The following is a 22,738-nucleotide window of genomic DNA, read 5'->3' on the forward strand; positions in this document are numbered from 1 at the left end:
GATATGAACACCGCCAAACTCCCTCCTGAAACCGATAGTGCTGTTTATAAAACCCTGCTTGAGTCGACCAAGGCAATCCCTTGGCGGATTGACTGGAAAACAATGACGTTCAGCTACATAGGACCGCAGATCGAAGGGCTGCTCGGGTGGACGCCGGACAGCTGGATCGGGGTTGATGACTGGGTTGCGCGCATGCACCCGGATGATCGTGACTATGTGGTTAACTTCTGCGTATCGCAGTCCAGGGCCGGCGTTGATCATGAGGCGGATTATCGAGCATTGACCAAGGATGGCGGCTACGTCTGGATACGCGATGTGGTGCACGTTGTGCGCAAGGGTAGTGAAGTTGAAGCCTTGGTCGGCTTCATGTTTGACATTAGCGAACGCAAGAGGACCGAAGATCATCTGATTCGTCTGCAAAAACAACTTGAAGAATTTTCCTTCCAGGATGGGCTGACCGGGATAGCCAACCGACGCATGTTCGACAGGGTGCTCGAACGCGAGTGGAGCAGTGCGCAACGGGATCAACGCCCGCTGTCTTTGATTATTTTGGATATCGATTACTTCAAGCAGTACAACGATCACTACGGGCATGTGAAGGGCGATGAAGCCTTGCGGCGAGTAGCCCAGACCTTGTCGCAGGCGGCGAACCGTCCAGGGGATTTCATTGCGCGTATCGGGGGCGAAGAGTTCGTTTGGTTACTGCCTGAAACCACTGCCGAAAAGGCCAGGGATGTGGCGGAGAAATGCCTGCAACTGATCCGCCAACAGCAGATCAGCCATCCAACGTCCGAAGTTTCAGCACTCTTGACCCTGAGCCTCGGAGTTGGCACCACGACCCCCAAGCACGATGACACTGCGCTGCAATTTGTCGAGAAAGTCGACGGGCTGCTCTATCAAGTCAAGCGTAGCGGCAGGATGGGAGCCGAGTACGCTGACTTCAGTGATTGATGCCGCCTTTTGGAGATGGCCGTCCTGTTCCTCGCGGATGTCCATCTTGACCAAGGCCGTTTGAATCCATCGGGTCGTTGAAGAAGCACCAATGCCGCGACACATCCTGTTGTCGGAGTCGGACAATTTCTATTGTTTGAGGGTTGACAGGCGAGCGGGTGAAAAGAAGTCTGGTCGTATCCCGGCCTTACATAGGTCGGCTGGCGGCGCACCCTCCAGAAACAAGCCGGCAGCCCATGCGGAAAGGGCTGGAGACGTTAGAATTCCACTACCGCCTTGGCCTGCCAGCCAGAAGAAATCCGCGTCCTGCGGACTAAAACCGACGACCTGCCGTTTGTCTGGGGCAAAGCTGCGCAGCCCCGCCCATTTGTGAGTGATTCGGTTGACGGGTAGCGTCGTCGACTCTGACAGAAAGTGTGCGGCGTAGGCGACGTCCAGTTCATCGGGCTGTGCGTCGCAAGCCTCGCTCGGCGTTGCATCGGCGGGTGAGACCATGATCCGCCCAGATTCAGGTTTGAAGTAAAACGCCTCTTCGACTTCGTTCACACCTGGCATGGCGGAAATGTCCATGCCTTCAGGCCCATCGACAGTGATTGCCGTGCGGCGGTAGGGCACGATGCCCAGCCGTTCAAGGCCTGCCAGCGCGGCGAAATCATCCGCCCAGGCGCCCGCCGCATTGACGATTTTTCGGCAGAGTATCTCGCCACCCGGCGTTTGCAGACGATAGACACCGTGCTCACGATGGACCGAGGTGACCGGGCTTGCGACCTGCACCTGCGCCCCGGCTTGTCGTGCCAGGCGAAGGTAGCCTTGCAGCAGGCTGTCTACCTCCATATCCCAACTCAACGGATCGTAGAAGGCAGCAGCAACATAGTCCGCCTTCAAAAACGGCACCATCGCCAAAGCGTCGTCTGGATGCAACATGCGTGACTCGGGTGAAGTAGACAGGGCGTGACGAAATGCTGACTCGATCAAAGGCGCCCGCGCGCTCGCCGCAATGATGAGGTTGCCGCGCGGGATTAGAAGATCGATATCTGTGAAGCCGGTTGGGGGGTTGACCAGGAAGTCGTAGGAGTTTTCGGCGAGGGTGCCGACCCATGGACTTTGGAACTGACTGGAAAACTCCGCAGCCGAGCGGCCAGTGGAGTGATAGCCGACATGATTTTCGCGTTCGAGCAGGATCAGCGAGCGCTGACCCGCAACCCTATAGGCGAAAGAAGCACCGGCAATTCCGCCACCGATGACGGCAACGTCAAAAATCTGAGACATATTAAACTCCGGAGCGCGGTGGTGTAGTGCGGATCATTTCGCGGTCTAGCGGGTAGATCGGACGCGGTATTTTGCTGAAGGGCAGGCGTCCATAATCCAATGTGCAGAGTGCACCGCTGTCGCAGACCAGCACGCTGCTGGCAATCGGCTCAAAAGCGGCTCGGAAATGCTGCATCGACTTCAGCGCGACGACACGCTTTGCTGCCGGGTCGATGCCAAAGGCGCGAAATTGCTGGAGATCCAGCATTTGCAATGCAGCACTGGTGACAAGGATTTCGATGCCGTCGACCACCAGCACCGCGCTCGGTCCGAAGCTCTGTTCCAGGCCGCCGATCATCGGTCCATCGCCGATGAAATCACCATTGCTGACCAGCAGGATACGTCCGGTCACGGTCAGCGGTTCGCCGCCGAAACGGGCATCGCTCTTTCCTCCGACTGTTACCGTGACCGTGGTTCCTACACCCTTTTCGCACAGAGTCGCGGCGACCTCTGGATCGACCATCGGGCCGAAGCAGGCGTCCTCTACCCCGGCAGCCAGCAGGGCACGCAGCAGCTCAGTGGAGTCGCCATAAGCACCCGCTCCCGGATTGTCGGCATAGTCAGCGACAATCAATGGACCGTTTTGACGGGGGTAAGCGTGGGCGATCTTCGCCACTTCGTCCACGGTGTAATAGGTATTGATCACTTCGTCGCGGCGGTTCCAGATGTCATCTGCCAGGCTTTGGGCAAAGGCGCGATGCAGGCGCTCATTGCCTTCATAGGTGACGAGCACGGTAGGCCCGACTTCGGCAATATCGGCTTCTGGAAATGCGCCGTTTATGCTGACTGCGAACGCCCCAGGCTGTTCTGCTTCCCAGGCTCGGGCCTTGGCGATGCGCTCGACCATCGGTCCCGTGTCAGTACGCCCGCCATTGGCCTCTTCGAGCATTGGCAGATGAATACGCAGAGTACGCGGCTTGATTTCGCCCGTCATGGTTCGCTGCAGCAGGTTTCCAGCGTGGCAGGCGGTCTCCTTAAGGTCGATATGCGGATAAGTCTTGTAGGAAACAAGAATTTGCGCCAATGCGCACATGCGTTCGGTCACATTGGCGTGCAGGTCCAGTGTAAGAGCAATAGGTAGATCAGGGCCGACCACTGCGCGCAATCGCGCCAGAAGCTCACCGTCGCCATCGTCGGTATGTTCGGCAACCATGGCGCCATGCAGGCACAACAGAATACCGTCGAATTTTTGCGCCCTGGAGGCGTCGACAATCAACCTCGTCAGGTATTCATAAGCCTCGACTGTTACCGGGCCTGAGGGCTCGCTCCAGGCGCTGACGACATGGTGCATGTCCCAATTGAATTCGGCAGCGCAACTCAGCGCACCCGCCAGTCCGGTATTGGATTCGCCACGTTTCTTCACAGCTTCCTCGCCCAGCATCAAGGTCTCGCGCCGAAACTCTGGCAGACCGGTCTTACGGGTGCTGAAGGTGTTCGATTCGTGCATGAATTCGGCGGTGAGGACTTTGAATGACATTTAGAGCTCCGGGGCAAGGAAAGTCGATTCATGAACGTGGCACGCCACGGCATGGTCGCCAGTCTGGGTTCGAAGGATGGGCAGGCTTTCTCGGCAACGCGGTTGTACTTTTGGACAGCGCCCTGCAAAGGCGCAACCGAGTGGTACATCGTAGCCACTCGGGATTTCGCCGGTGATCCGCACGATCTCGTGTCGCTGGTGCGGGTCGGGAACCAGAACGCTGGCCATCAGCGCCTTGGTATAGGGGTGGATCGGTGTGGCGCCCCGAGGGAGGACCTCGACCACGCGGCCGAGGTACATCACTAGGGTGCGATCGCAGAAATACTGCACCAGCGCCAGGTCATGGGAAATGAACATGTAGGTGAGATCGAGTCGATCGCGCAGATCCTGCAGTAGACGGATCACTTGCGCCTGGATCGACACGTCAAGGGAGGCTGTCGACTCATCGAGCACGATCAGCGATGGATCGAGCGCCAGCGCCCGGGCGATGCCTACCCGTTGCTTCTGTCCACCGGACATCTGATGTTGATAGCTGCCAGCCAGGTGCAGCGGCAGGGCGACCATCGTCAAGAGCGCATCGACTTTGGCGCTGGCCTGTGCCGACGACAGGTGGATGCCCTGCACCTGAAACGGTTCAAGCAACGTATCGCGCACTTTCTGGCGTGGGTCGATCGAGGAATAAGGGTCCTGGAAAACCATCTGGAATTGACGCCGCAGTGGCCGTAAGGCCCGTACCGTAAGGCTGGCGATATCCGTGCCGTCAAACAGCACTTCGCCGCAGGTGGGCGTCAAAAGTCGCATGATGAGGCGGGCAAGGGTCGACTTTCCACAACCGGACTCGCCGACGACGCCCAGGATTTCCCCGCGTTGCACGTCGAACGAGACATCGCTGACGGCGCGAAAGTGACGTCGGGGCTTGAGAATGCCTCCGCCGCTGGTAAAGGTTCGTCCGAGACCGCGTACTGAGAGGATCGGCTTCATGGCAACTGTCCTGCGGTGTGCAGGAAGCAAGAGACGCTGCGTCCGGCCTCATTCATGGGTGTGGGCATTGATTGGCGACATACATCCATAACCCTGTTACAGCGGGTATTAAAGCGGCAACCATTAGGCATGTTGCCGGCCGAAGGCACCACGCCAGGGATTCCCGTCAGGGTTCCAGGCAGCATGCCTGGCCGAGGAATACAGCCGATCAACGCGCCGGTGTAAGGGTGTCGCGGGTGATCGAAAATGGTCGTCACCGAGCCGTATTCGATCACTTGCCCGCAGTACATCACGGCGACCCGGTCGCAGGTTTGCGCCACGACTCCCATGTCGTGGGTGATCAACACCAGCCCAAGGCCGCGTTCGCGAACGAGCTGGACCAGAAGCTGGATGATCTGGGCCTGGACGGTCACATCCAGCGCGGTGGTCGGCTCATCGGCGATCAGCAGCTCTGGATCACCGGCCAAGGCCATGGCGATTACGATTCTCTGGCGCATTCCGCCAGACAGTTGGTGTGGAAACAAATCGTAGGCAAGCGCCGGGTCCGGGATGCGCATGCGCTCCATCAACTCGACCGATCGGGCTTTGGCTTCTTTACGGTCGAGGTGCAGATGCAGTTGCGCCACTTGGTCGATTTGCCTGCCGACGCGAACCACGGGGTCTAGTGAAGTCATGGGGTTTTGCGTGATGAGGGCGATCCGCCCGCCACGCAATGCGCGATAGCTACGTTCGTCCAGGGTAGTGAGTTCCGTGCCATCAAACCGGATACTGCCGGCCTTGACCCGTCCCCCCATCAGCGGCAATAGCCCCATGATGCTCATCGCAGTCATCGATTTGCCAGAGCCGGATTCACCGACGAGCCCAAGAATCTCACCTTTGTCGAGGTCCAGGTCGACTCCAGACAGCGGTTCGAACGGACCGAAACCAATTTTCAGATTTTCAATGGTCAATAGCATGGGCCTAGTGACTCCTCGCTTGAGCCTTGATATCCAAGGCATGCAAGACACCCTCTCCAAAAAGATTGATGAAAATGACAGAGAGGGCGATGAACGCACCGGGCAACAGAATGACCCACGGCGCGCTAAACAATTGCGCCGATCCAGTGCTCATCATGGCTCCCCAGCTGGGCACCGGCGGTTGAACGCCCATGCCGAAAAAGCCAAGGGTCGCTTCCAGGAGAATGGCGTTGCCGGTCGACAACATGGCTACGACGATGACCGGGGCCACCACGTTCGGCAGCAGCCGACGCAGGATGATATGCGTCGGTCCCGCGCCCAGACTCAAGCTTGCCTCCACGAACGTTTGACGTTTCAGGCTTCTGATCTGGGTGCGGGTAAGACGTGTGAACTGCGCCAGGTAGGCGATGCTGATGGCAAGGATCGTACTGGACGAGCCGGGACCGATGATTGCAACGATCAAAAGTGCCAGCACGATTTCTGGAAAGCTCCACGTCAGGTCGACGACAGACATCACCGCGCGATCCACTCGCCCGCCTACGTAGCCGCAAATGGCGCCGATCAGAATGCCAACCGTCACCGAAAGACTAATGGCAATCAGTGACACGCTGAGTGAGGTCCGGGCGCCGAAGATGACGCGCGACAGTACGTCCCGGCCGAACTCGTCGGTGCCGAACCAATGGGCGGTAGACGGAGCCTGGGTGGCGATGGCGAGATGTTGCAGATCGTAGGGGTAGGGCGCCACCCAGGGCGCAGCGCAGGCAATGAGGATCAGAATCAGCAGAGCGACAGCCGAGATGGCCGAGCTGAACGTCGGCATCAACACCGTGATGCTCCTCCAGACGGCGGAAGAATGGGCGGTCATTGGGCGGCTTCCTCACGTTGACGCGGGTCCATCGCCGCTTGCAGCAGATCACCCAGCAGCGTGCCCAGCATGACGGCGATGGCGAGGAACAGCAGGCAGCCCTGTATCAGCGGGTAGTCGCGCTGCGCCAGGGCCCGGATTAAAAGTGAGCCCAGCCCTGGCCGGGCAAATACATACTCCACTGTCACCGAGCCGCCGACGATCAGACCGATGCGTAAACTCAGGATCGTGACCACTGGAATGAGGGCGTGACGCAGGATGTGGCGTATCTGGATCGTCCAGCGAGACAGGCCCTTGGCATGTAGCAGCATTACGAAGTCCTCGCGGGCAATTTCAATCATGGAAATGCGTGTCACCCTCGCAACCAGCGCCATGCCGCTTAGCCCAACGGTAATCGCGGGCAAAATCAACGAGGTCCAGTGACGTGCGCCAGACACCGGCACCCAACCGAGTTCGACGGCAAACAGCATGATCATCAAGAGGCCAAGCCAGAAAGTGGGCATCGTCGAACCCAGCAACGACACCCCCATCAGGCTGTGATCAATCCAGCGATTCTGAAAAGATGCGGCAATCGTTCCCGCCAGCACTCCTGCCACTGCCGAGAACATTAATGCCCAGCCGCCCAGCGCCAGGCTGTAGCCGAGATTGCTCATGATGAGGTCGGCCACCGGGCGACGCATGACGATTGCCATCCCCAGGTCGCCGTGAACGATATTGTTCAGCCAGGTGAAGTATTGCTCGGTCAGACTGCGGTCCAGGCCGTAGCGAGCGATGATTTCCGCTCGCTGGGTTACCGACGCTCCCACGCTCATCATGTTGTCGACCGGGTCTCCCGGCACCAGATGAACGATCAGGAAGACGACGCCGGAAACGATGAAAAAGACCGGAATCATCGCCAGCAGCCTCCGAATGAAATAGCTCACCATGTCAGTCGTCTCTGCACCGTCATGTTCTGATCCTTATTTCTTGATGGCGATATCAAGCACGCTCTGGGCTGAAAATTGTGGCCCATCGATCTTCCCCGGCAGTACCAAGTGTTCCTTGTCGAAGACCAAACTCTGTTCCGGCTCGTAGATAGGGGCGAAGGGATATTGGCTGAGCACATATTCGTGATAAGCAAGAAAATTAGCGGTTCGCTCTTCTTGTGTGCGCGAACCGGTCAACGCCTTGGTTCGCAGCTCCTCCGCCTTGGCGTCCTTCCACATCGAAACATTGGGGTAGCCGAGGCGTTCGGCGCTGAAGAACCAATCGAGGATGTCTGCGTTGTTCCAGCCATAGCTGCGCACCGCCAGTTGTTGTGTGCCCTTCTTGTATTCGGCGCGAATCGAACTGGTATCGAAAACCGAGATTTTTGCGTTGATGCCTACGGCTTTCAGTTGTGCCTGGATGACTTCTGTCAGGCGTTTGAACTCGGTATCGCTTTGCGTCACTAACGTCACGCTCAAGGGCGTGCCATTTTTTATACGGATTCCGTCAGATCCGACCTTCCAGCCTGCCTCTTCGAGCAAGGCCTTGGCTTGTGCAGGGTCATGGGAAATATTGAACTTGGGATCGACCTTTGATTCCGGCAGTGAAGAAATCAGAAAGTTGTGCGCGGCTCGTCCCTTGCCGCCGAACAGATTGTCGACGATCTCCTGTTGGTTGATGGCGAGGGCCGCGGCCTTGCGTACCCTGAGATCGGTAAAAGGCTCGACGGTGGTGTTGATTGGCATGTAGTAAATGCCGAAGCCGGACTGGCTTTCAATCGTTGCGTTGTCCAATGTTTTGTACTGCGCCAGGATGTCACTTGGGACATCAATCACCAGGTCAACTCCTCCGGTCTTGAACTCGAGGAAGGCCGTCGAGGAGTCGGCAATTTCACGCAAGGTCAGTTTGTCTATTTTTGCCGGTCCTTTGTTCGCGGAAAGGGCGCCGCCCCACGTGTAGGCGGGGTTACGAACCACTACCGCTTCGGAACCGATAGCAAAACTTTCAAGCCTGTACGGACCCGTGCCGACGGCAACCGTCACGCCGTAATCAGTGCCCGCCTTGTCATAGGCCTTGGGGCTGGGAACCCCCATAAAACCGCTCGACAGGTTGTAGAGGAGGTTGGCGTCGGGATGCTTCATGACGAAATGCACAGTGTGGTCATCGACGACTTCAACTTTGTCGATGGCGCTGACCAGGTAAGCATTTTCGGTTCCGGAAAATTTCGGAATCCACCAGGCAATGGTCTGAGCGTTGAAGGGCTCACCGTCGTGGAACGTGACGCCCTCGCGCAAGTGGAAGACCCAACTCATGCCATCTGCCGTGGTTTCCCAACTTGTCGCCAGATGCGGATGAAATTGCTGATCCGCGCCCTGGTCCACTAAACGGTCATAGATCAGGCCATCGACCAGCGTTACCAGGGAGCTCCGGATCGGGTCCAGAGATGGCGCACCCGCTTGGGAAGATGGCAGCACAAAGGTCGCTTCGGTGTCTGCCGAAGCGGCATTTGATAGCAGTCCTCCGGCGCAGATGAAGCTGAGAGCGAACAGCGACCCGTAAAACTTGCCTTTGATTACATTCATGATGTGCGCTCCCCGCGTTGACCCGTCGGTGGGTTGGTTTACTCGGTATTAGTCTTCCTGAGGCGTTCCTACGTATCCGGTGAACGTGTTGTAGCAGGTAAAAATCTGGCTCAAGCGATCCTCGACGGTGGCGCCCAATTGCCCGAAGACACCATTTATCGCCAACTGCACCAGAGAGACGAGTGGGCCCAGAGAGTCCCAAAAGTGGTTGAGCTCAGTCGGTACGGCGAAAACCTCGCTGGCAACCGACGGCCCCCAATCGCAAAAGGTGTCGGTAATGATGGTCACCGGTATGCCGCGAGCCTGAGCTGCAGTCGCCAATAACAGGCTTTGGCGCGAATATCGACGAGTGTCGATGATGACCAACATGATTTTGGAAGGATCGGTTAGCAGCACGTCGACGAAATTGCCAGCGGCCTGATCGACCAGATGCACGCCGTCGCGTAGATATTGCAACTGATGTGCAAGAATCGATGCAACGCCCCGCTCTGTTTGAAATCCCGCGCAGTAGACGGTTTCTTGGGTCGCCAGACGCTTTACGAAGCGTTCGAACTCGGGGCTTTGAGCCATCTCGTAAACGCGAACCATTGTGCTGATTTCAAACTCCAGGCTGGAGGCGAGCTGGTCGTTCCCTGACTGTGCTCGTGTGGCGAACTCTCTGAGCCGATCACCAACCAGCCAAGGGCTGTCGCCGATATTGCCTTTAAGATCGGCTTTCAGCTCTTTGAAGTGGATATAGCCGATAGAGCGACAAAACCGGCCCACAGACATTTCGCCGACGCCAACCTTGGTCGCGATGCTCGCGGCCGTCTCGAATGGCAACTCGTTTAAATTAGCCAGCATGTAGTTGGCGATAGCTCGCCCGGAGGCGGTTGATTGTTCGAGGCTATCGAGCAAACGTTGTTTCACTGTCTTCATTGAGCAATCCGTAAAAATGGTATATTTCTATCTATACTCACGATGATAATATTTTTATATCATGGATTGGCGGGCAGCTGTCAATTTATTGCGCAATCCATTTGTGGGCGGGAATTTGGTCTTGCCAGTGCTCATGTGCAACGCAGGTACTCATAGAGACTTTCTACCCCCGACACACACGTCAGCCCTGGCCGGGTGGCCTGGAATTTCTGTGTCGAAGATCGGTGTCAGGGTTTCATCCGTTCAAGTCGTCTTGGTGTGGATCTGTCGCTGAGGGAAATGGTCTATGGTTGTTTCACACATTAAGGGAGATTTGAAATGCATAAAATTCTGGTTGCTTTTGATGGCTCGGAGCCTTCGAAACGTGCTCTGCAGTACGTGATTGATCTCTTTCGCGACAGTGCTCGGCCCTTGGAGATTCATGTTCTTAACGCACAATATGGGCCGGTTATCTACGGGGACTACTTTACGAGCCGAATGGTCGAAGACGTTAACGAAGGGCTTCTGACCCAGGCCAATAGCGTACTTGAAGAGGCCGCGATTTTACTGTCGGCGGCTGGCGTTGCCCATGAAACCCACGCGGCCCTCGGCAATGTGGCGGAGCAGGTCAATGAGGCAGTCAAACAGTTGGGGTGCGATACCGTGGTCATGGGGACGCGAGGCTTGGGCAGCTTCGGCGGATTGCTGCTGGGTTCGGTAGCGAACCGGGTCATTCACGAGGTATCGGTTCCGGTGGTGCTGGTGAAGTAGCACGCAGGCTGTTGTGGCATACGCGGGGTAGGGCGGGGATGGCAGTACTGTCCCACGCTATCCCGCGTCAACTTATTGAAACGTTCTAACCGGTTTTGACGCTTCCGCCACGGTGGCGTTATCGCAATTGATAAACAAGGACGAGTTAAGCCAGCGCGGATCGGGGTAATAAGAAAATAGTAACTGGCCATCTTTCATCGAGTCGATGAGTTGATGAGCAATCGCTGGCCGCACGGCCGGGCAACCTAAGCTTCTGCCAATACGGCCGTTCGAACGCGCCAGATCGCCGCTGACATACGGTGCCCCATGAATCACAATCGCTCGGTCAAGGGCATTATCATTGAAGCCGGGTTCTAACCCTTCCATGCGCAATGAGTAACCGTTATGGCCGAGGTAGGTCGCACGCGTTCTGTACAGCCCCAGGCTGGTGGCCATGCTTTGATTCTGGTTGGAAAATTGACGGGCCATGTTTTCGCCGCTGTTTCGGCCGTGCGCAACCAGTTCATGAAACAGTAATGTGCGGCGTTGCAGGTCAAACACCCACAGTCGCTGTTCGGTGGAGGGCAGCGAGTAATCTATGACGGCGAGTCTTTGCGCAGGCGATTCGCCTTGTGCCCGTCTGCACTGAGAGGCATGGACAGCCAACGCAATAACCTTGGCGTTAGCGTCGGGCGCGGCTTTGACCAGCGCGACCTCAAGCGAATCGGCGTACGCTACCTCGGCAGAGAGGGATATCAGAAGCATGAAGGCCATTAAACAGCCAAAGCGGTCGAGCGTCATGTGGGTTGTCTCATGGCTATTTATACGAGCCTAGCAGTGTTAGGAATGCTAGCTTTCCATTGATACGAGAAACTAAGGACGTCCATGCTGCAACTATCAAACTTATCCATGTTAAGCCGCGTCTTTTTTATGGGAGTCCTGATAAGCAACTCAGCGACGGCAGAGCCTTTGCCTGTTTCGGCGACAACCTTAGCACACAGCGTCAGTGACGTTGCGCCAGCCGACGAGGTGGCACAGACGATCCAGGCCGCGCTCGCCCCGTCGGGCGTAACGCCTTCTTCCCCTCTGCCCGTCACCCCACCCCGTCACCAACGGCTGGAGGTCGGTCGTGCGGTCATCGATTTTTATGCTCAACGAAGCTTTCGTGCGGCCTGGACGAACGTTAGCGACGTCGCGCAGCTGTTGAAAAGTCTGAACGACATTCAGGCAGACGGCCTGGATCCCCGTGATTTCCGTATTGATGAGCTATCCAGGGCAGCCGCGTCGATGCATGCAGCGACGCCGTCCCCAACGCAACGCGCGATGTTTGATATTGCGGCTACCCGTGCCTACATCGCAGCGCTGCTCCAGTTGCGGCGCGGCAAAGTCGACCCCTCGCGTTTGGAAATACACTGGAACTTCGACCCGGTCGGTGTCGACCCTCGTGACGATCTCAAAGAATTGTTTGTTGCCGTCGAAAACCATGACGTCGCACGCGCATTCAAACAGGCGCCGCCACAAAATGCGATTTACAGCCGGCTGCGAGAGGGGTTGGCGCAACTGCGCCGGCTTCGAGACTCAGGTGGCTGGTCACTGATTCCTGTCGGGCAGGCACTTAAGCCAGGCGTTGCCGGTGCTTCAGTCTTGGCGTTGCGGGCCCGTTTGGCGGCAGGGGGTTATCTGGACAAGCAAGTGGCAACCCGGACTGACTACGACGACGTCGTTAAAGCGGCGGTTAAACGGTTTCAGTCCGAGCACTACCTTCCCGTGGATGGCATTGCCGGTGCGGCGACACTTGCGGCGCTGAATATACCCATAGGTGCGCGTATAGACCAAGTCCGCGTGAACATAGAACGCGCGCGTTGGCTATTGTATAAACTTCAGGGCACGTTCGTCGTTGTTGATATCGCCGGGTACAAGATTGCATTCTACCGTGACGGCAAGGTTATCTGGCGTTCTCGTGTGCAGGTCGGTAAACCCTTCCGCAGCACGCCGGTATTTCAATCCGAAATTACGCACATAACGTTTAACCCCACCTGGACAGTTCCACCGACCATTCTCACTAATGATGTTCTTCCCAAGATTCTAAAGGACCCTCATTACCTTGACGCAAACCGTATTCGTGTCCTTGACCGTCAAGGGACTGTCTTGAATCCATCAACCGTTGATTGGCATAACCCTGGCGGCATCACACTGCGCCAGGATGCAGGCCCGGACAGCTCTCTTGGTCAGGTTGCCATACGGTTTCCAAATGAGTATTCGGTGTATCTCCACGACACGCCGCATCGCGAGTTATTTGCCCAGGCACGCCGCGCGACGAGTTCAGGCTGTATCCGGGTTGAAAACCCGCTTCAGTTGGTCGAGTTGTTGTTTAACGACCCGGGTCGCTGGAACGCCGCCGGTATTCAGGCTCAACTGGCCAACGGCATTACAGAAAATATCAGGCTCCCTGTGAAGGTGCCTGTGCTGCTGGCCTATTGGACAGTGGGCCTGAGTGATGATGGTCGAGTGACGTTTAAACCTGACGTATACGGGTACGACTCTCCAGTGCTGCGGGCGCTGAATCAACCTGTAGATCCGTCCGTTTTGGCGTTGCCCCGTGTAGGGTTTTCTGAGGCGGCGACGTTGCAAAACGAAGCCCCGAAGCCCTCTCGATAACCGTCGGCACGGCCTTGACTGAAGTCGGTGCATGATCTAGGTCAGGTCTCGGTGTTGGCGTGGCGCATTGTCGACAATAGTCTAATGACATTTGACATTTATGGGGATTGGTCGTAGTTTTCCGCCATCTAATTGCCAATGTGTCGACAATGTAATGGAAGTTCTTGCAGAAACCCAGGTTGTAGGCGAGGAGTCCGGTACCCTCTCCGAGCATGTGTTCCGGCGTATCCAGTCGGCCATCGTGCGTGGAGAGATAGCACCCGGCAGCAAGATTTCCGAGCCAGAGCTGGCGCGCGCCTACGGCATCAGCCGCGGACCGCTGCGTGAAGCGATCCATCGCCTCGAAGGGCAACGCTTGTTGGTGCGTATCCCCCATGTGGGCGCTCGTGTGGTTTCCCTGAGCCACGCCGAGCTCATCGAGTTGTATGAAATTCGCGAATCGCTGGAGGGCATGGCTTGTCGTCTGGCCGCCGAACGCATGACCGTCGAAGAGATCGACGAATTGCGCCGCGTCCTCGATACCCATGAACAAGATGCTGCTTTTAAGGCCGGTGTGGGCTACTACCAGCAAGAAGGCGATTTCGATTTCCATTACCGGATCATTCAAGGCAGCGGCAACCGCACGCTGACCCAAATGCTCTGTGGCGAGCTTTATCAACTGGTGCGCATGTACCGCATCCAGTTCTCTGCGACGCCCAATCGTCCGCGTCAGGCGTTTGCCGAACACCACCGTATTCTTGATGCCATTGCCGAGCGTGACGGCGAACTGGCCGAACTGTTAATGCGCCGCCATATCAGCGCATCCAAACGCAACATCGAGCGCCATTATCAGGCCGCTCCCCAACCGACAGCCCGAGGTGAAAAATGAGTACCGCCAAAACTACTCCCGGTCAACGTTTCCGTGATGCCGTCGCCAGCGAACATCCATTGCAAGTGGTAGGCGCGATCAATGCCAACCACGCACTGCTGGCCAAGCGCGCCGGTTTCAAAGCCATCTATCTCTCGGGTGGCGGCGTGGCAGCAGGTTCGCTCGGCTTGCCGGACCTGGGTATCACTGGCCTGGATGACGTGCTGACCGACGTGCGTCGTATCACCGACGTCTGCGACCTGCCATTGCTGGTGGACGTAGACACCGGTTTCGGCTCTTCCGCGTTCAACGTGGCGCGTACGGTCAAGTCGATGATCAAGTTCGGCGCAGCGGCAATCCATATCGAAGATCAGGTCGGCGCCAAGCGTTGCGGTCATCGCCCGAACAAAGAAATCGTGTCCCTGCAAGAGATGGTCGACCGTATCAAGGCCGCCGTCGATGCGCGCACCGATGATAGCTTCGTGATCATGGCGCGTACCGATGCACTGGCCGTCGAAGGGCTGGAGTCGGCACTGGAAAGGGCTGCGGCCTGCGTTGAAGCGGGCGCTGACATGGTGTTCCCGGAAGCTATCACCGAGCTGGCGATGTACAAGCTGTTTGCTGCCCAGGTTGGCGCGCCGATCCTGGCCAACATCACCGAGTTCGGTGCTACACCGTTGTATACCACTGATGAGCTGGCGTCGGCCGATGTCTCTCTGGTGCTCTACCCGTTGTCAGCGTTCCGCGCCATGAACAAGGCTGCAGAGAACGTCTACACCGCGATTCGCCGCGACGGCACGCAGAAGAATGTCATCGACACCATGCAGACCCGTATGGAGCTCTACGACGCCATTGATTACCACATCTTCGAGCAGAAACTCGATGCGTTGTTCGCGCAGAAGAAGTGATTCTGGGTGCCGGTCCAGGCGTAACGTCGTCTGGACCGGATTGCCGATTCCCAAATAAATTCAAGATTGGAGAAAGCAATGGCTGAAGCAAAAGTGTTGAGTGGGGCTGGCCTGCGAGGCCAGGTGGCGGGGCAGACCGCATTGTCCACTGTTGGGCAGGCCGGAGCCGGCCTGACCTACCGTGGTTACGACGTGCGTGAATTGGCCGCCGAGGCGCGTTTTGAAGAAGTGGCTTACCTGCTGCTTTACGGCGAGCTGCCGACCAAGACCGAACTTTCGGCGTACATGAACAAGCTGCAAGGCTTGCGTGATCTGCCGCAAGCCTTGAAGGAAGTGCTTGAGCGCATTCCTGCCGAGACCCACCCAATGGACGTCATGCGTACCGGTGCTTCGATGCTCGGCACCCTGGAGCCAGAAGCGAGTTTTGCGCAGCAGCATGACGTCACGGATCGCCTGCTGGCGGCGTTCCCAGCCATCATGTGCTACTGGTATCGGTTCAGTCATGACGGCGTACGCCTTAATTGCGTGACGGACGAAGAGTCCATCGGCGGGCATTTCCTGCACCTGCTGCTGGATAAAAAACCGAGCGAACTGCACCGCAAGGTGATGGACGTTTCGTTGATTTTGTACGCCGAGCATGAATTCAATGCCTCGACTTTTACCGCACGGGTTTGTGCCTCGACGCTGTCGGACCTGTATTCCTGCATCACCGCAGCCATTGGTTCATTGCGCGGCCCGCTGCATGGCGGCGCCAACGAAGCAGCGATGGAAATGATCGAGCGCTTCGGTTCTGCCGAAGAAGCCGTTAAAGGCACGCTGGGCATGCTTGAGCGCAAGGACAAGATCATGGGCTTCGGTCACGCGATCTATAAAGAGTCCGACCCGCGTAACGAAGTGATCAAGGGTTGGTCGAAAAAACTGGCCGATGAGGTGGGCGACACCGTGCTGTACCCCGTGTCCGAAGCCATCGACAAAACCATGTGGGAACAGAAAAAACTGTTTCCGAACGCTGACTTCTACCATGCCTCGGCCTACCACTTCATGGGTATCCCGACCAAGCTGTTCACGCCGATCTTTGTTTGCTCACGCCTGACCGGCTGGGCCGCTCACGTGTTCGAACAGCGTGGCAATAACCGCATCATCCGCCCGAGTGCCGAATACATCGGCGTCGAACAGCGCAAGTTCGTGCCCATCGAACAACGCTGATTGGGAAAAGGGGAGTGGACCGTGATCTTCGGTGCTCCCCGCCCATCCCTGAACATTCCGTGATTGAGTCCCAACGCCATGAACACTGAATACCGCAAATCTTTACCCGGCACCCGATTGGATTATTTCGACACGCGCGCGGCGGTGGACGGAATCAAGCCTGGGGCCTTCGACACACTTCCTTATACATCGCGCGTGCTGGCCGAGAACCTGGTACGCCGTTGCGACCCGGCTACGTTGACCGCATCGCTGAACCAGCTTATCGAGCGCAAGCGCGATCTCGACTTTCCGTGGTTCCCGGCCCGTGTGGTGTGTCACGACATTCTCGGTCAGACGGCGCTGGTCGACCTCGCCGGCCTGCGTGATGCGATCGCCTCCCAAGGCGGCGATCCCGCGCTGGTCAACCCGGTCGTGCCGACCCAATTGATCGTCGACCACTCCCTGGCCGTTGAGTCCGGCGGCTTCGATCCCAAGGCGTTCGAAAAGAACCGCGCCATCGAAGATCGTCGCAATGAAGACCGCTTCCACTTCATCAACTGGACCAAAAAAGCCTTCAAGAATGTCGACGTGATCCCGCCGGGCAATGGGATCATGCACCAGATCAACCTGGAGAAAATGTCTCCAGTGATCCAAGTGCGTGATGGCGTGGCGTTCCCCGACACCTGCGTCGGCACCGACAGCCACACCCCGCACGTCGATGCGTTGGGCGTGATCGCCATCGGTGTCGGTGGCCTTGAAGCCGAAAGCGTCATGCTCGGCCGTGCCTCCTGGATGCGCCTGCCTGAAATTGTCGGCGTCGAACTCACCGGCAAATTGCAACCGGGCATCACCGCCACTGACATGGTGCTGGCGTTGACTCAGTTCCTGCGCCAGCAAAAGGTAGTCGGCGCCTGGCTGGAGTTCTTCGGTGAAGGGGCATCAAAGCTGACTCTTGGTGATCGCGCGACCATCTCCAACATGGCCCCGGAATACGGCGCCACCGCAGCGATGTTCTATATTGACCAGCAGACCATTGACTACCTCAAGCTCACCGGCCGTGAAGACGAGCAGGTGAAACTGGTCGAGAGTTACGCAAAACTGACCGGCCTTTGGGGCGACAGCCTGAAGGGCGCCCAATACGAACGTGGGCTGACCTTTGATCTGTCCTCGGTGGTTCGCAACATGGCGGGCCCGAGCAACCCCCACGCCCGTGTGGCCACCTCGGACCTCGCGGCCCGAGGCATCGCCGGCCATTGGGATGAGGTGCCTGGGCAAATGCCGGATGGTGCGGTAATCATCGCGGCGATCACCAGTTGCACCAACACCAGCAACCCACGCAACGTCATCGCCGCTGGCCTGCTGGCGCGTAACGCCAACAAGCTGGGGCTGACCCGTAAACCTTGGGTCAAGTCTTCCCTGGCGCCCGGTTCGAAGACCGTTGCGTTGTACCTGGATGAAGCCGGCCTGACTAGCGAACTGGAGCAATTAGGCTTCGGTATCGTGGCTTTCGCTTGCACCACCTGTAACGGCATGTCTGGCGCGCTGGATCCGGTGATCCAGCAGGAAATCATCGATCGCGACCTGTATGCCACCGCGGTACTCTCGGGTAACCGTAACTTTGACGGGCGGATCCATCCGTACGCCAAGCAGGCATTCTTGGCTTCGCCGCCGCTGGTGGTGGCTTACGCTATTGCCGGGACCATCCGCTTTGACATCGAGAAGGATGTGCTGGGCCTGGATGCCAACGGCAAGGAAATTCGCCTGAAGGACATTTGGCCGACCGACGAAGAGATCGACGCAGTGGTCAAGGCCTCGGTAAAACCGGAGCAGTTCCGCCAGGTCTACATCCCGATGTTCGCTATCCAGGAAGACACCGGTCCCAAAGTAAAACCGCTGTACGACTGGCGCGAAATGAGCACCTATATCCGCCGTCCGCCGTACTGGGAAGGTGCGTTGGCTGGCGCTCGTCCGCTCAAGGGTATGCGCCCGCTGGCGGTGCTGCCGGACAACATCACCACCGACCACTTGTCGCCGTCGAACGCCATCATGCTCGACAGCGCGGCCGGTGAGTACCTGGCCAAGATGGGCCTGCCAGAGGTGGACTTCAACTCCTACGCGACTCATAGGGGGGACCACTTGACCGCGCAACGCGCCACGTTCGCCAACCCGAAGCTGTTCAACGAGATGGTTCAGGAAAACGGCAAGGTCAAACAGGGTTCGCTGGCCCGCGTCGAGCCAGAAGGCAAGGTCATGCGCATGTGGGAAGCTATCGAGACCTACATGGAGCGCAAGCAGCCGCTGATCATCATCGCCGGTGCTGACTACGGTCAGGGCTCTTCCCGTGACTGGGCTGCCAAGGGCGTACGTCTGGCTGGCGTGGAAGCCATCGCGGCTGAAGGCTTCGAGCGCATTCACCGCACCAATCTGGTCGGCATGGGCGTGTTGCCACTGGAGTTCAAGGCGGGCGTTGATCGCAAGACACTGGGCATCGACGGCACCGAAACCTTCGACGTCATCGGCGAGCGTACCCCGCGTAACACGCTGACCCTGGTGATCAATCGCAAGAACGGCGAGCGTGTCGAGGTGCCGGTCACCTGCCGTCTCGACACAGCCGAAGAAGTGTCGATCTACGAGGCTGGCGGTGTCCTGCAGCGTTTCGCTCAGGACTTCCTTGAATCGACGGCAGCTGTCTAAGCAACATACTCAGGCGCGACGGCAACGTTGCGCCTGAGTCTTATCAGGACACTATTTCTATGGCTTACGTACCCCAGATCAAGATCCCCGCCACCTACATGCGTGGCGGTACCAGCAAAGGTGTGTTTTTCAACCTGCAAGACCTTCCCGTCTCCGCACAGGTCCCCGGCGCGGCGCGCGATGCACTGTTGTTGCGCGTGATTGGCAGCCCGGATCCTTACGGCAAACAGATCGACGGCATGGGCGGGGCAACCTCGAGCACCAGCAAAACGGTCATCCTGTCCAAGAGCAAAAAAACCGATCACGATGTCGATTACCTGTTCGGTCAGGTGTCCATCGATAAGCCGTTCGTTGACTGGAGCGGCAACTGCGGCAACCTGTCTGCCGCCGTCGGCGCGTTCGCCATCAGCAGCGGTCTGGTTGACGCCAGTCGCATCCCGCACAACGGCATGGCGACCGTGCGCATCTGGCAGGCCAATATCGGCAAGACCATCATCGCGCACCTGTCTATCACCGATGGTGCTGTCCAGGAAACCGGTGACTTCGAACTCGACGGCGTGACCTTTCCCGCTGCCGAAGTGCAGGTGGAATTCATGGACCCGGCAGCCGACGAAGAGGGCGCGGGCGGCTCGATGTTCCCCACCGGTAACCTCGTGGACGATCTTGAAGTGCCGGGTGTTGGCACATTCAAGGCCACGATGATCAATGCTGGCATCCCGACTATCTTCGTTAACGCGCAAGACATCGGCTATACGGGCACCGAGCTGCAGGACGCGATTAACGGCGATTCCAAGGCACTGGCGATGTTCGAGACGATTCGCGCTTATGGCGCGTTGCGTATGGGCCTCATTCAGGATATTGCTGAAGCCGCCAAGCGCCAGCACACACCGAAGATCGCCTTCGTCGCCAAGCCAGCCGAATACGTGTCGTCCAGCGGCAAACGGGTGACTGCCGGTGACGCCGACCTGCTCGTGCGTGCGCTCTCAATGGGCAAACTGCATCACGCCATGATGGGCACGGCCGCCGTGGCCATTGGTGCCGCTGCGGCGATTCCGGGCACGCTGGTGAACCTGGCAGCTGGCGGTGGTGCACGTAGCGCTGTGCGCTTCGGTCACCCCTCGGGCACCCTGCGCGTGGGTGCTGAAGCCAGCCAGGTCAATGGTGAGTGGACGGTGACCAAGGCCATCATGAGCCGCAGTGCTCGCGTATTGATGGAAGGATGGGTCCGTGTACCCGGTGATGCGTTCTAATGTGCGCCATCGCTGAATTCTGGGCACCTGTCAACGGTTGAACAATGCTATCGCGTCGGTTCTCTTTGGCGCGATACATTGCCACATCGCAGCCTCTGTTTTCGATCCAGGCCGTCATAGGGCATAAGTCCTGGATAGTTAATGGCGAACTGATAGCAAACTCTGCCTTTGCGCCTGTTCCAGTGCACAAAAAACGCGGCTCCTCGGGTAAACTCCCAAGATGCCAAAAAAATATTATGTGCGCACAAGCCTTCCCCGCATTTTCAATAGCATCGTTACTCGGCTGTTGGTACTGGCGCTGTGCATTGTGATCTCTGGTGCAGTCGTTCGCTATTTCGTGCTGACTCATTTTTTGCGTGAGGATTTGAGCGCGGTAGTGGAAAACCAACAATTAGCGTTGGCGACTTATGTTGCCCACGATATTGATGGGAAGATTGTTCAGCGCCAGGTCTTGCTTGGACGCCTTGCCGCCGCCTTGCCGACGCGTTTGCTTGCGCAGCCTGAGCAACTACATGCATGGCTGAAAGAGCACTTCGACTACCAAACGTTGTTCTCGGCAGGTCTATTCGTGGTAACGCCTAATGGCGTTCCAATCGCGGATTATCCTGTTCTGCGTGATCCACTGACGATCAACTATTCTGACCGTGACTATATTAAAGCTGGATTAGGCGGTGCTTCGTTTGTCGGTCGTCCTGTGGTTGGCCGTTCTGCAAAAGAACCGGTTCTGCCGATCTCTGCTCCGGTCAGAAGCGAAAACGGTGAGGTTCAAGCTGTTTTGGTGGGTGTTACGGCACTGGCTGCCCCCGGGTTTCTTGATTCGTTACTCCAGAGTCGAATTGGTAATGCTACGGGTGGGTTCTTGCTTGTCTCCCCGAGAGATAAGTTATTTGTCGCCTCCTCTGAACTTGATAGTGTGCTCAAACCCACACCGCCCCCCGGCGTCAATGTGCTTCATGATCGGGCCATGGCGGGCTTTCGCGGTACCGGGATAACGGTCAACGAGCAGGGTGTTGAAGAGGTCGCTGCGATGGTGTCTGTCCCGAGCACGGGCTGGTTTGTCGTCGGCCGAGTGCCGAGCAGTGAGGCGTTTGCGACGGTGGGGCGGATGCAGCATTTTTTGATTAAAAATGCAGTCTTCGCTATTTTGGTATTCGCTATTCTCTCCACTACCGGGCTGTATTTCGTCCTCCGCCATTTGTTTTATGCGGCAGAGCATGCCGACCGCATGACGCGGGACGAGTTGCCGCTCGAACCCTTGCCTGTCGTCCGCGATGATGAAGTTGGGCACTTGATATCGGCGTTCAATCGTTTATTGATCAAACTCAACGACCATCAAACTGAACTTACCCGCATGGCTCATCACGACACGCTGACGGGGTTGCCCAATAGAGCGCATCTTTCTGAGCGGCTTCGTCAGGTATTAGCGCGCGCGCGCCGTGATGAAACACAGGTCGGCCTATTATTCATGGACCTTGATGGTTTCAAGAATATCAACGACACGCTCGGCCACGAGGCTGGTGACGAGGTGTTGCGGCAGGTTGCGAAGCGCTTCGCCAGTACTCTGCGAGAGTCCGATACCCTGGCGCGTATTGGTGGTGACGAGTTTGTTTTGCTGCTCAGTGACCTTGAGGACAATGCCGAAGAGGCTGTCAGCACCATCGCCGCTAAATGTATCGATGCACTGAAAACTCCATTTTTTATTTTCGGCACATCGTGCATCGTGGACGTTTCGATCGGGATAGCACTGTGGGACAGGGAAAGCTCTGCGGATAATCTCCTGCGCGCCGCAGACAGAGTGATGTATCAAGCTAAAAAGACCGGGCGCGGCAAATATATGATCTACAAACATTAGCCAATGATGACCTGAGGCCCAATACGGCTCTGTCGTCAGTTGGGTCCGGTTGTATTCTTTTTTGATCGGTCGGAATAACGGTCAGTTTAATGCCCGCGAATATACTGTTCCAGTTTCCGGATCAGGTCAGCCTGCTCGGCTATCGCCTCTTTAATCAAGTCACCAATGGACAGCAGGCCGAGCAGTTGTCCGTCTTCCACGACGGGTAAATGGCGCAGGTGGCTATCGGTCATAACCCCCATGCACGTCTCGATACTTTGGTGGGAGTTCACCGTCACCACGGGCGAGCTCATGATGGCTCTGACAGACGTGCCGATGGAGGAGCGGCCCTGGAGAACGATCTTGCGTGCGTAGTCTCGCTCGCTGATTACGCCCACCACTTGACCGTCTTCTATCACCGGTAGAGCGCCGATATTTTTCTCGGCCATCACCCGCAGCGCCTCTAGCACCATCTGGTCTGGAGCGATGGTATGGACATGTTGATTGTGGATGGCTTTTAACTTGAGCAGTTGCGCAACGGTCTTCATGCGGGTTTCTCCACTACCATTCTTATAGGTGGCCGCGAACCGCCCTGACGCTGCGGCACAGGTCGTAGGGTCAGGACTGTTTC

19 protein-coding genes are annotated in these 22,738 nt (G+C 57.4%); 9 read left to right on the top strand and 10 right to left on the bottom strand.

Annotated features, from left to right (window positions below):
• Positions 1-3: 3 nt before the first annotated feature.
• Positions 4-951: a diguanylate cyclase gene (locus QN399_RS09605; RefSeq protein WP_322178608.1), complete on the top strand. Its 948-nt coding sequence runs from the start codon at positions 4-6 to the stop codon at positions 949-951.
• A gap of 129 nt (positions 952-1,080) precedes the next feature.
• Here the strand turns inward: QN399_RS09605 and QN399_RS09610 are convergent, their stop codons facing one another.
• Genes QN399_RS09610 through QN399_RS09645 form a run of 8 tightly spaced genes read right to left on the bottom strand, consistent with a single transcriptional unit; the run spans position 1,081 to position 10,005 of the window.
• Complete coding sequence (locus QN399_RS09610; RefSeq protein ID WP_322178609.1) at positions 1,081-2,220, bottom strand: FAD-dependent oxidoreductase; 1,140 nt, start codon at positions 2,218-2,220, stop codon at positions 1,081-1,083.
• A 1-nt stretch (position 2,221) separates the two neighbouring features.
• Positions 2,222-3,736 carry a M81 family metallopeptidase gene (locus QN399_RS09615; protein WP_330200875.1) on the bottom strand — a complete coding sequence of 505 codons (1,515 nt, stop codon included), beginning with the start codon at positions 3,734-3,736 and terminating at the stop codon, positions 2,222-2,224.
• On the bottom strand, positions 3,737-4,717 hold the full coding sequence (locus QN399_RS09620; RefSeq protein ID WP_322178611.1) for an oligopeptide/dipeptide ABC transporter ATP-binding protein: 981 nt from the start codon (positions 4,715-4,717) through the stop codon (positions 3,737-3,739). It abuts the gene before it with no gap.
• Positions 4,714-5,673, bottom strand: coding sequence for an ABC transporter ATP-binding protein (locus QN399_RS09625; RefSeq protein WP_322178612.1), 960 nt, complete (start codon positions 5,671-5,673; stop codon positions 4,714-4,716). Before QN399_RS09625 ends, QN399_RS09620 begins: the two co-directional genes overlap by 4 nt.
• Positions 5,674-5,677: 4 nt before the next feature.
• A complete protein-coding gene (locus QN399_RS09630) occupies positions 5,678-6,538 on the bottom strand; it encodes an ABC transporter permease (protein ID WP_322216972.1) in 861 nt (286 codons plus the stop codon).
• Positions 6,535-7,464, bottom strand: coding sequence for an ABC transporter permease (locus QN399_RS09635; protein WP_323566049.1), 930 nt, complete (start codon positions 7,462-7,464; stop codon positions 6,535-6,537). The genes QN399_RS09630 and QN399_RS09635 overlap by 4 nt, the downstream gene beginning before the upstream one ends.
• 33 nt (positions 7,465-7,497) lie before the next feature.
• Complete coding sequence (locus tag QN399_RS09640; RefSeq protein ID WP_330200876.1) at positions 7,498-9,087, bottom strand: ABC transporter substrate-binding protein; 1,590 nt, start codon at positions 9,085-9,087, stop codon at positions 7,498-7,500.
• Between the two features lie 48 nt (positions 9,088-9,135).
• A complete protein-coding gene (locus QN399_RS09645; RefSeq protein WP_322178616.1) occupies positions 9,136-10,005 on the bottom strand; it encodes a MurR/RpiR family transcriptional regulator in 870 nt (289 codons plus the stop codon).
• Positions 10,006-10,323: 318 nt separating this feature from the next.
• On the opposite strand from QN399_RS09645, the gene QN399_RS09650 reads away from it, so the two are divergent.
• Complete coding sequence (locus tag QN399_RS09650; RefSeq protein WP_322178617.1) at positions 10,324-10,755, top strand: universal stress protein; 432 nt, start codon at positions 10,324-10,326, stop codon at positions 10,753-10,755.
• Positions 10,756-10,827: 72 nt separating this feature from the next.
• On the opposite strand, the gene QN399_RS09655 is transcribed toward QN399_RS09650, so the two are convergent.
• Positions 10,828-11,535 carry a murein L,D-transpeptidase catalytic domain family protein gene (locus tag QN399_RS09655; protein WP_322178618.1) on the bottom strand — a complete coding sequence of 236 codons (708 nt, stop codon included), beginning with the start codon at positions 11,533-11,535 and terminating at the stop codon, positions 10,828-10,830.
• An 84-nt stretch (positions 11,536-11,619) separates the two neighbouring features.
• Here QN399_RS09655 and QN399_RS09660 point away from each other — a divergent pair, with 84 nt between their 5' ends.
• From QN399_RS09660 to QN399_RS09690, 7 genes are all read left to right on the top strand, one after another.
• Positions 11,620-13,392, top strand: coding sequence for a L,D-transpeptidase family protein (locus QN399_RS09660; protein WP_330200877.1), 1,773 nt, complete (start codon positions 11,620-11,622; stop codon positions 13,390-13,392).
• Between the two features lie 154 nt (positions 13,393-13,546).
• Positions 13,547-14,260 carry a GntR family transcriptional regulator gene (locus tag QN399_RS09665; RefSeq protein WP_322178620.1) on the top strand — a complete coding sequence of 238 codons (714 nt, stop codon included), beginning with the start codon at positions 13,547-13,549 and terminating at the stop codon, positions 14,258-14,260.
• Positions 14,257-15,147 carry a methylisocitrate lyase gene (prpB, locus tag QN399_RS09670; protein WP_322178621.1) on the top strand — a complete coding sequence of 297 codons (891 nt, stop codon included), beginning with the start codon at positions 14,257-14,259 and terminating at the stop codon, positions 15,145-15,147. The genes QN399_RS09665 and prpB overlap by 4 nt, the downstream gene beginning before the upstream one ends.
• Positions 15,148-15,225: 78 nt before the next feature.
• Complete coding sequence (prpC, locus tag QN399_RS09675; protein ID WP_322178622.1) at positions 15,226-16,353, top strand: 2-methylcitrate synthase; 1,128 nt, start codon at positions 15,226-15,228, stop codon at positions 16,351-16,353.
• Positions 16,354-16,431: 78 nt separating this feature from the next.
• The gene (gene acnD, locus QN399_RS09680; RefSeq protein WP_322178623.1) at positions 16,432-19,026 is read left to right on the top strand and encodes a Fe/S-dependent 2-methylisocitrate dehydratase AcnD; all 2,595 of its coding nucleotides are present in this window, start codon (positions 16,432-16,434) and stop codon (positions 19,024-19,026) included.
• Between the two features lie 59 nt (positions 19,027-19,085).
• Positions 19,086-20,276 carry a 2-methylaconitate cis-trans isomerase PrpF gene (prpF, locus tag QN399_RS09685; RefSeq protein WP_330200878.1) on the top strand — a complete coding sequence of 397 codons (1,191 nt, stop codon included), beginning with the start codon at positions 19,086-19,088 and terminating at the stop codon, positions 20,274-20,276.
• 220 nt (positions 20,277-20,496) lie between these two features.
• Positions 20,497-22,128 (top strand): diguanylate cyclase, encoded by a 1,632-nt coding sequence (locus tag QN399_RS09690; protein ID WP_323566078.1) that lies wholly within the window; start codon positions 20,497-20,499, stop codon positions 22,126-22,128.
• 86 nt (positions 22,129-22,214) lie between these two features.
• Here the strand turns inward: QN399_RS09690 and QN399_RS09695 are convergent, their stop codons facing one another.
• Complete coding sequence (locus tag QN399_RS09695; RefSeq protein WP_330200879.1) at positions 22,215-22,655, bottom strand: CBS domain-containing protein; 441 nt, start codon at positions 22,653-22,655, stop codon at positions 22,215-22,217.
• Between the last annotated feature and the right edge of the window lie 83 nt (positions 22,656-22,738).

Source organism: Pseudomonas sp. 10C3 (assembly GCF_036346185.1).
Classification (GTDB): Bacteria; Pseudomonadota; Gammaproteobacteria; order Pseudomonadales; family Pseudomonadaceae; genus Aquipseudomonas.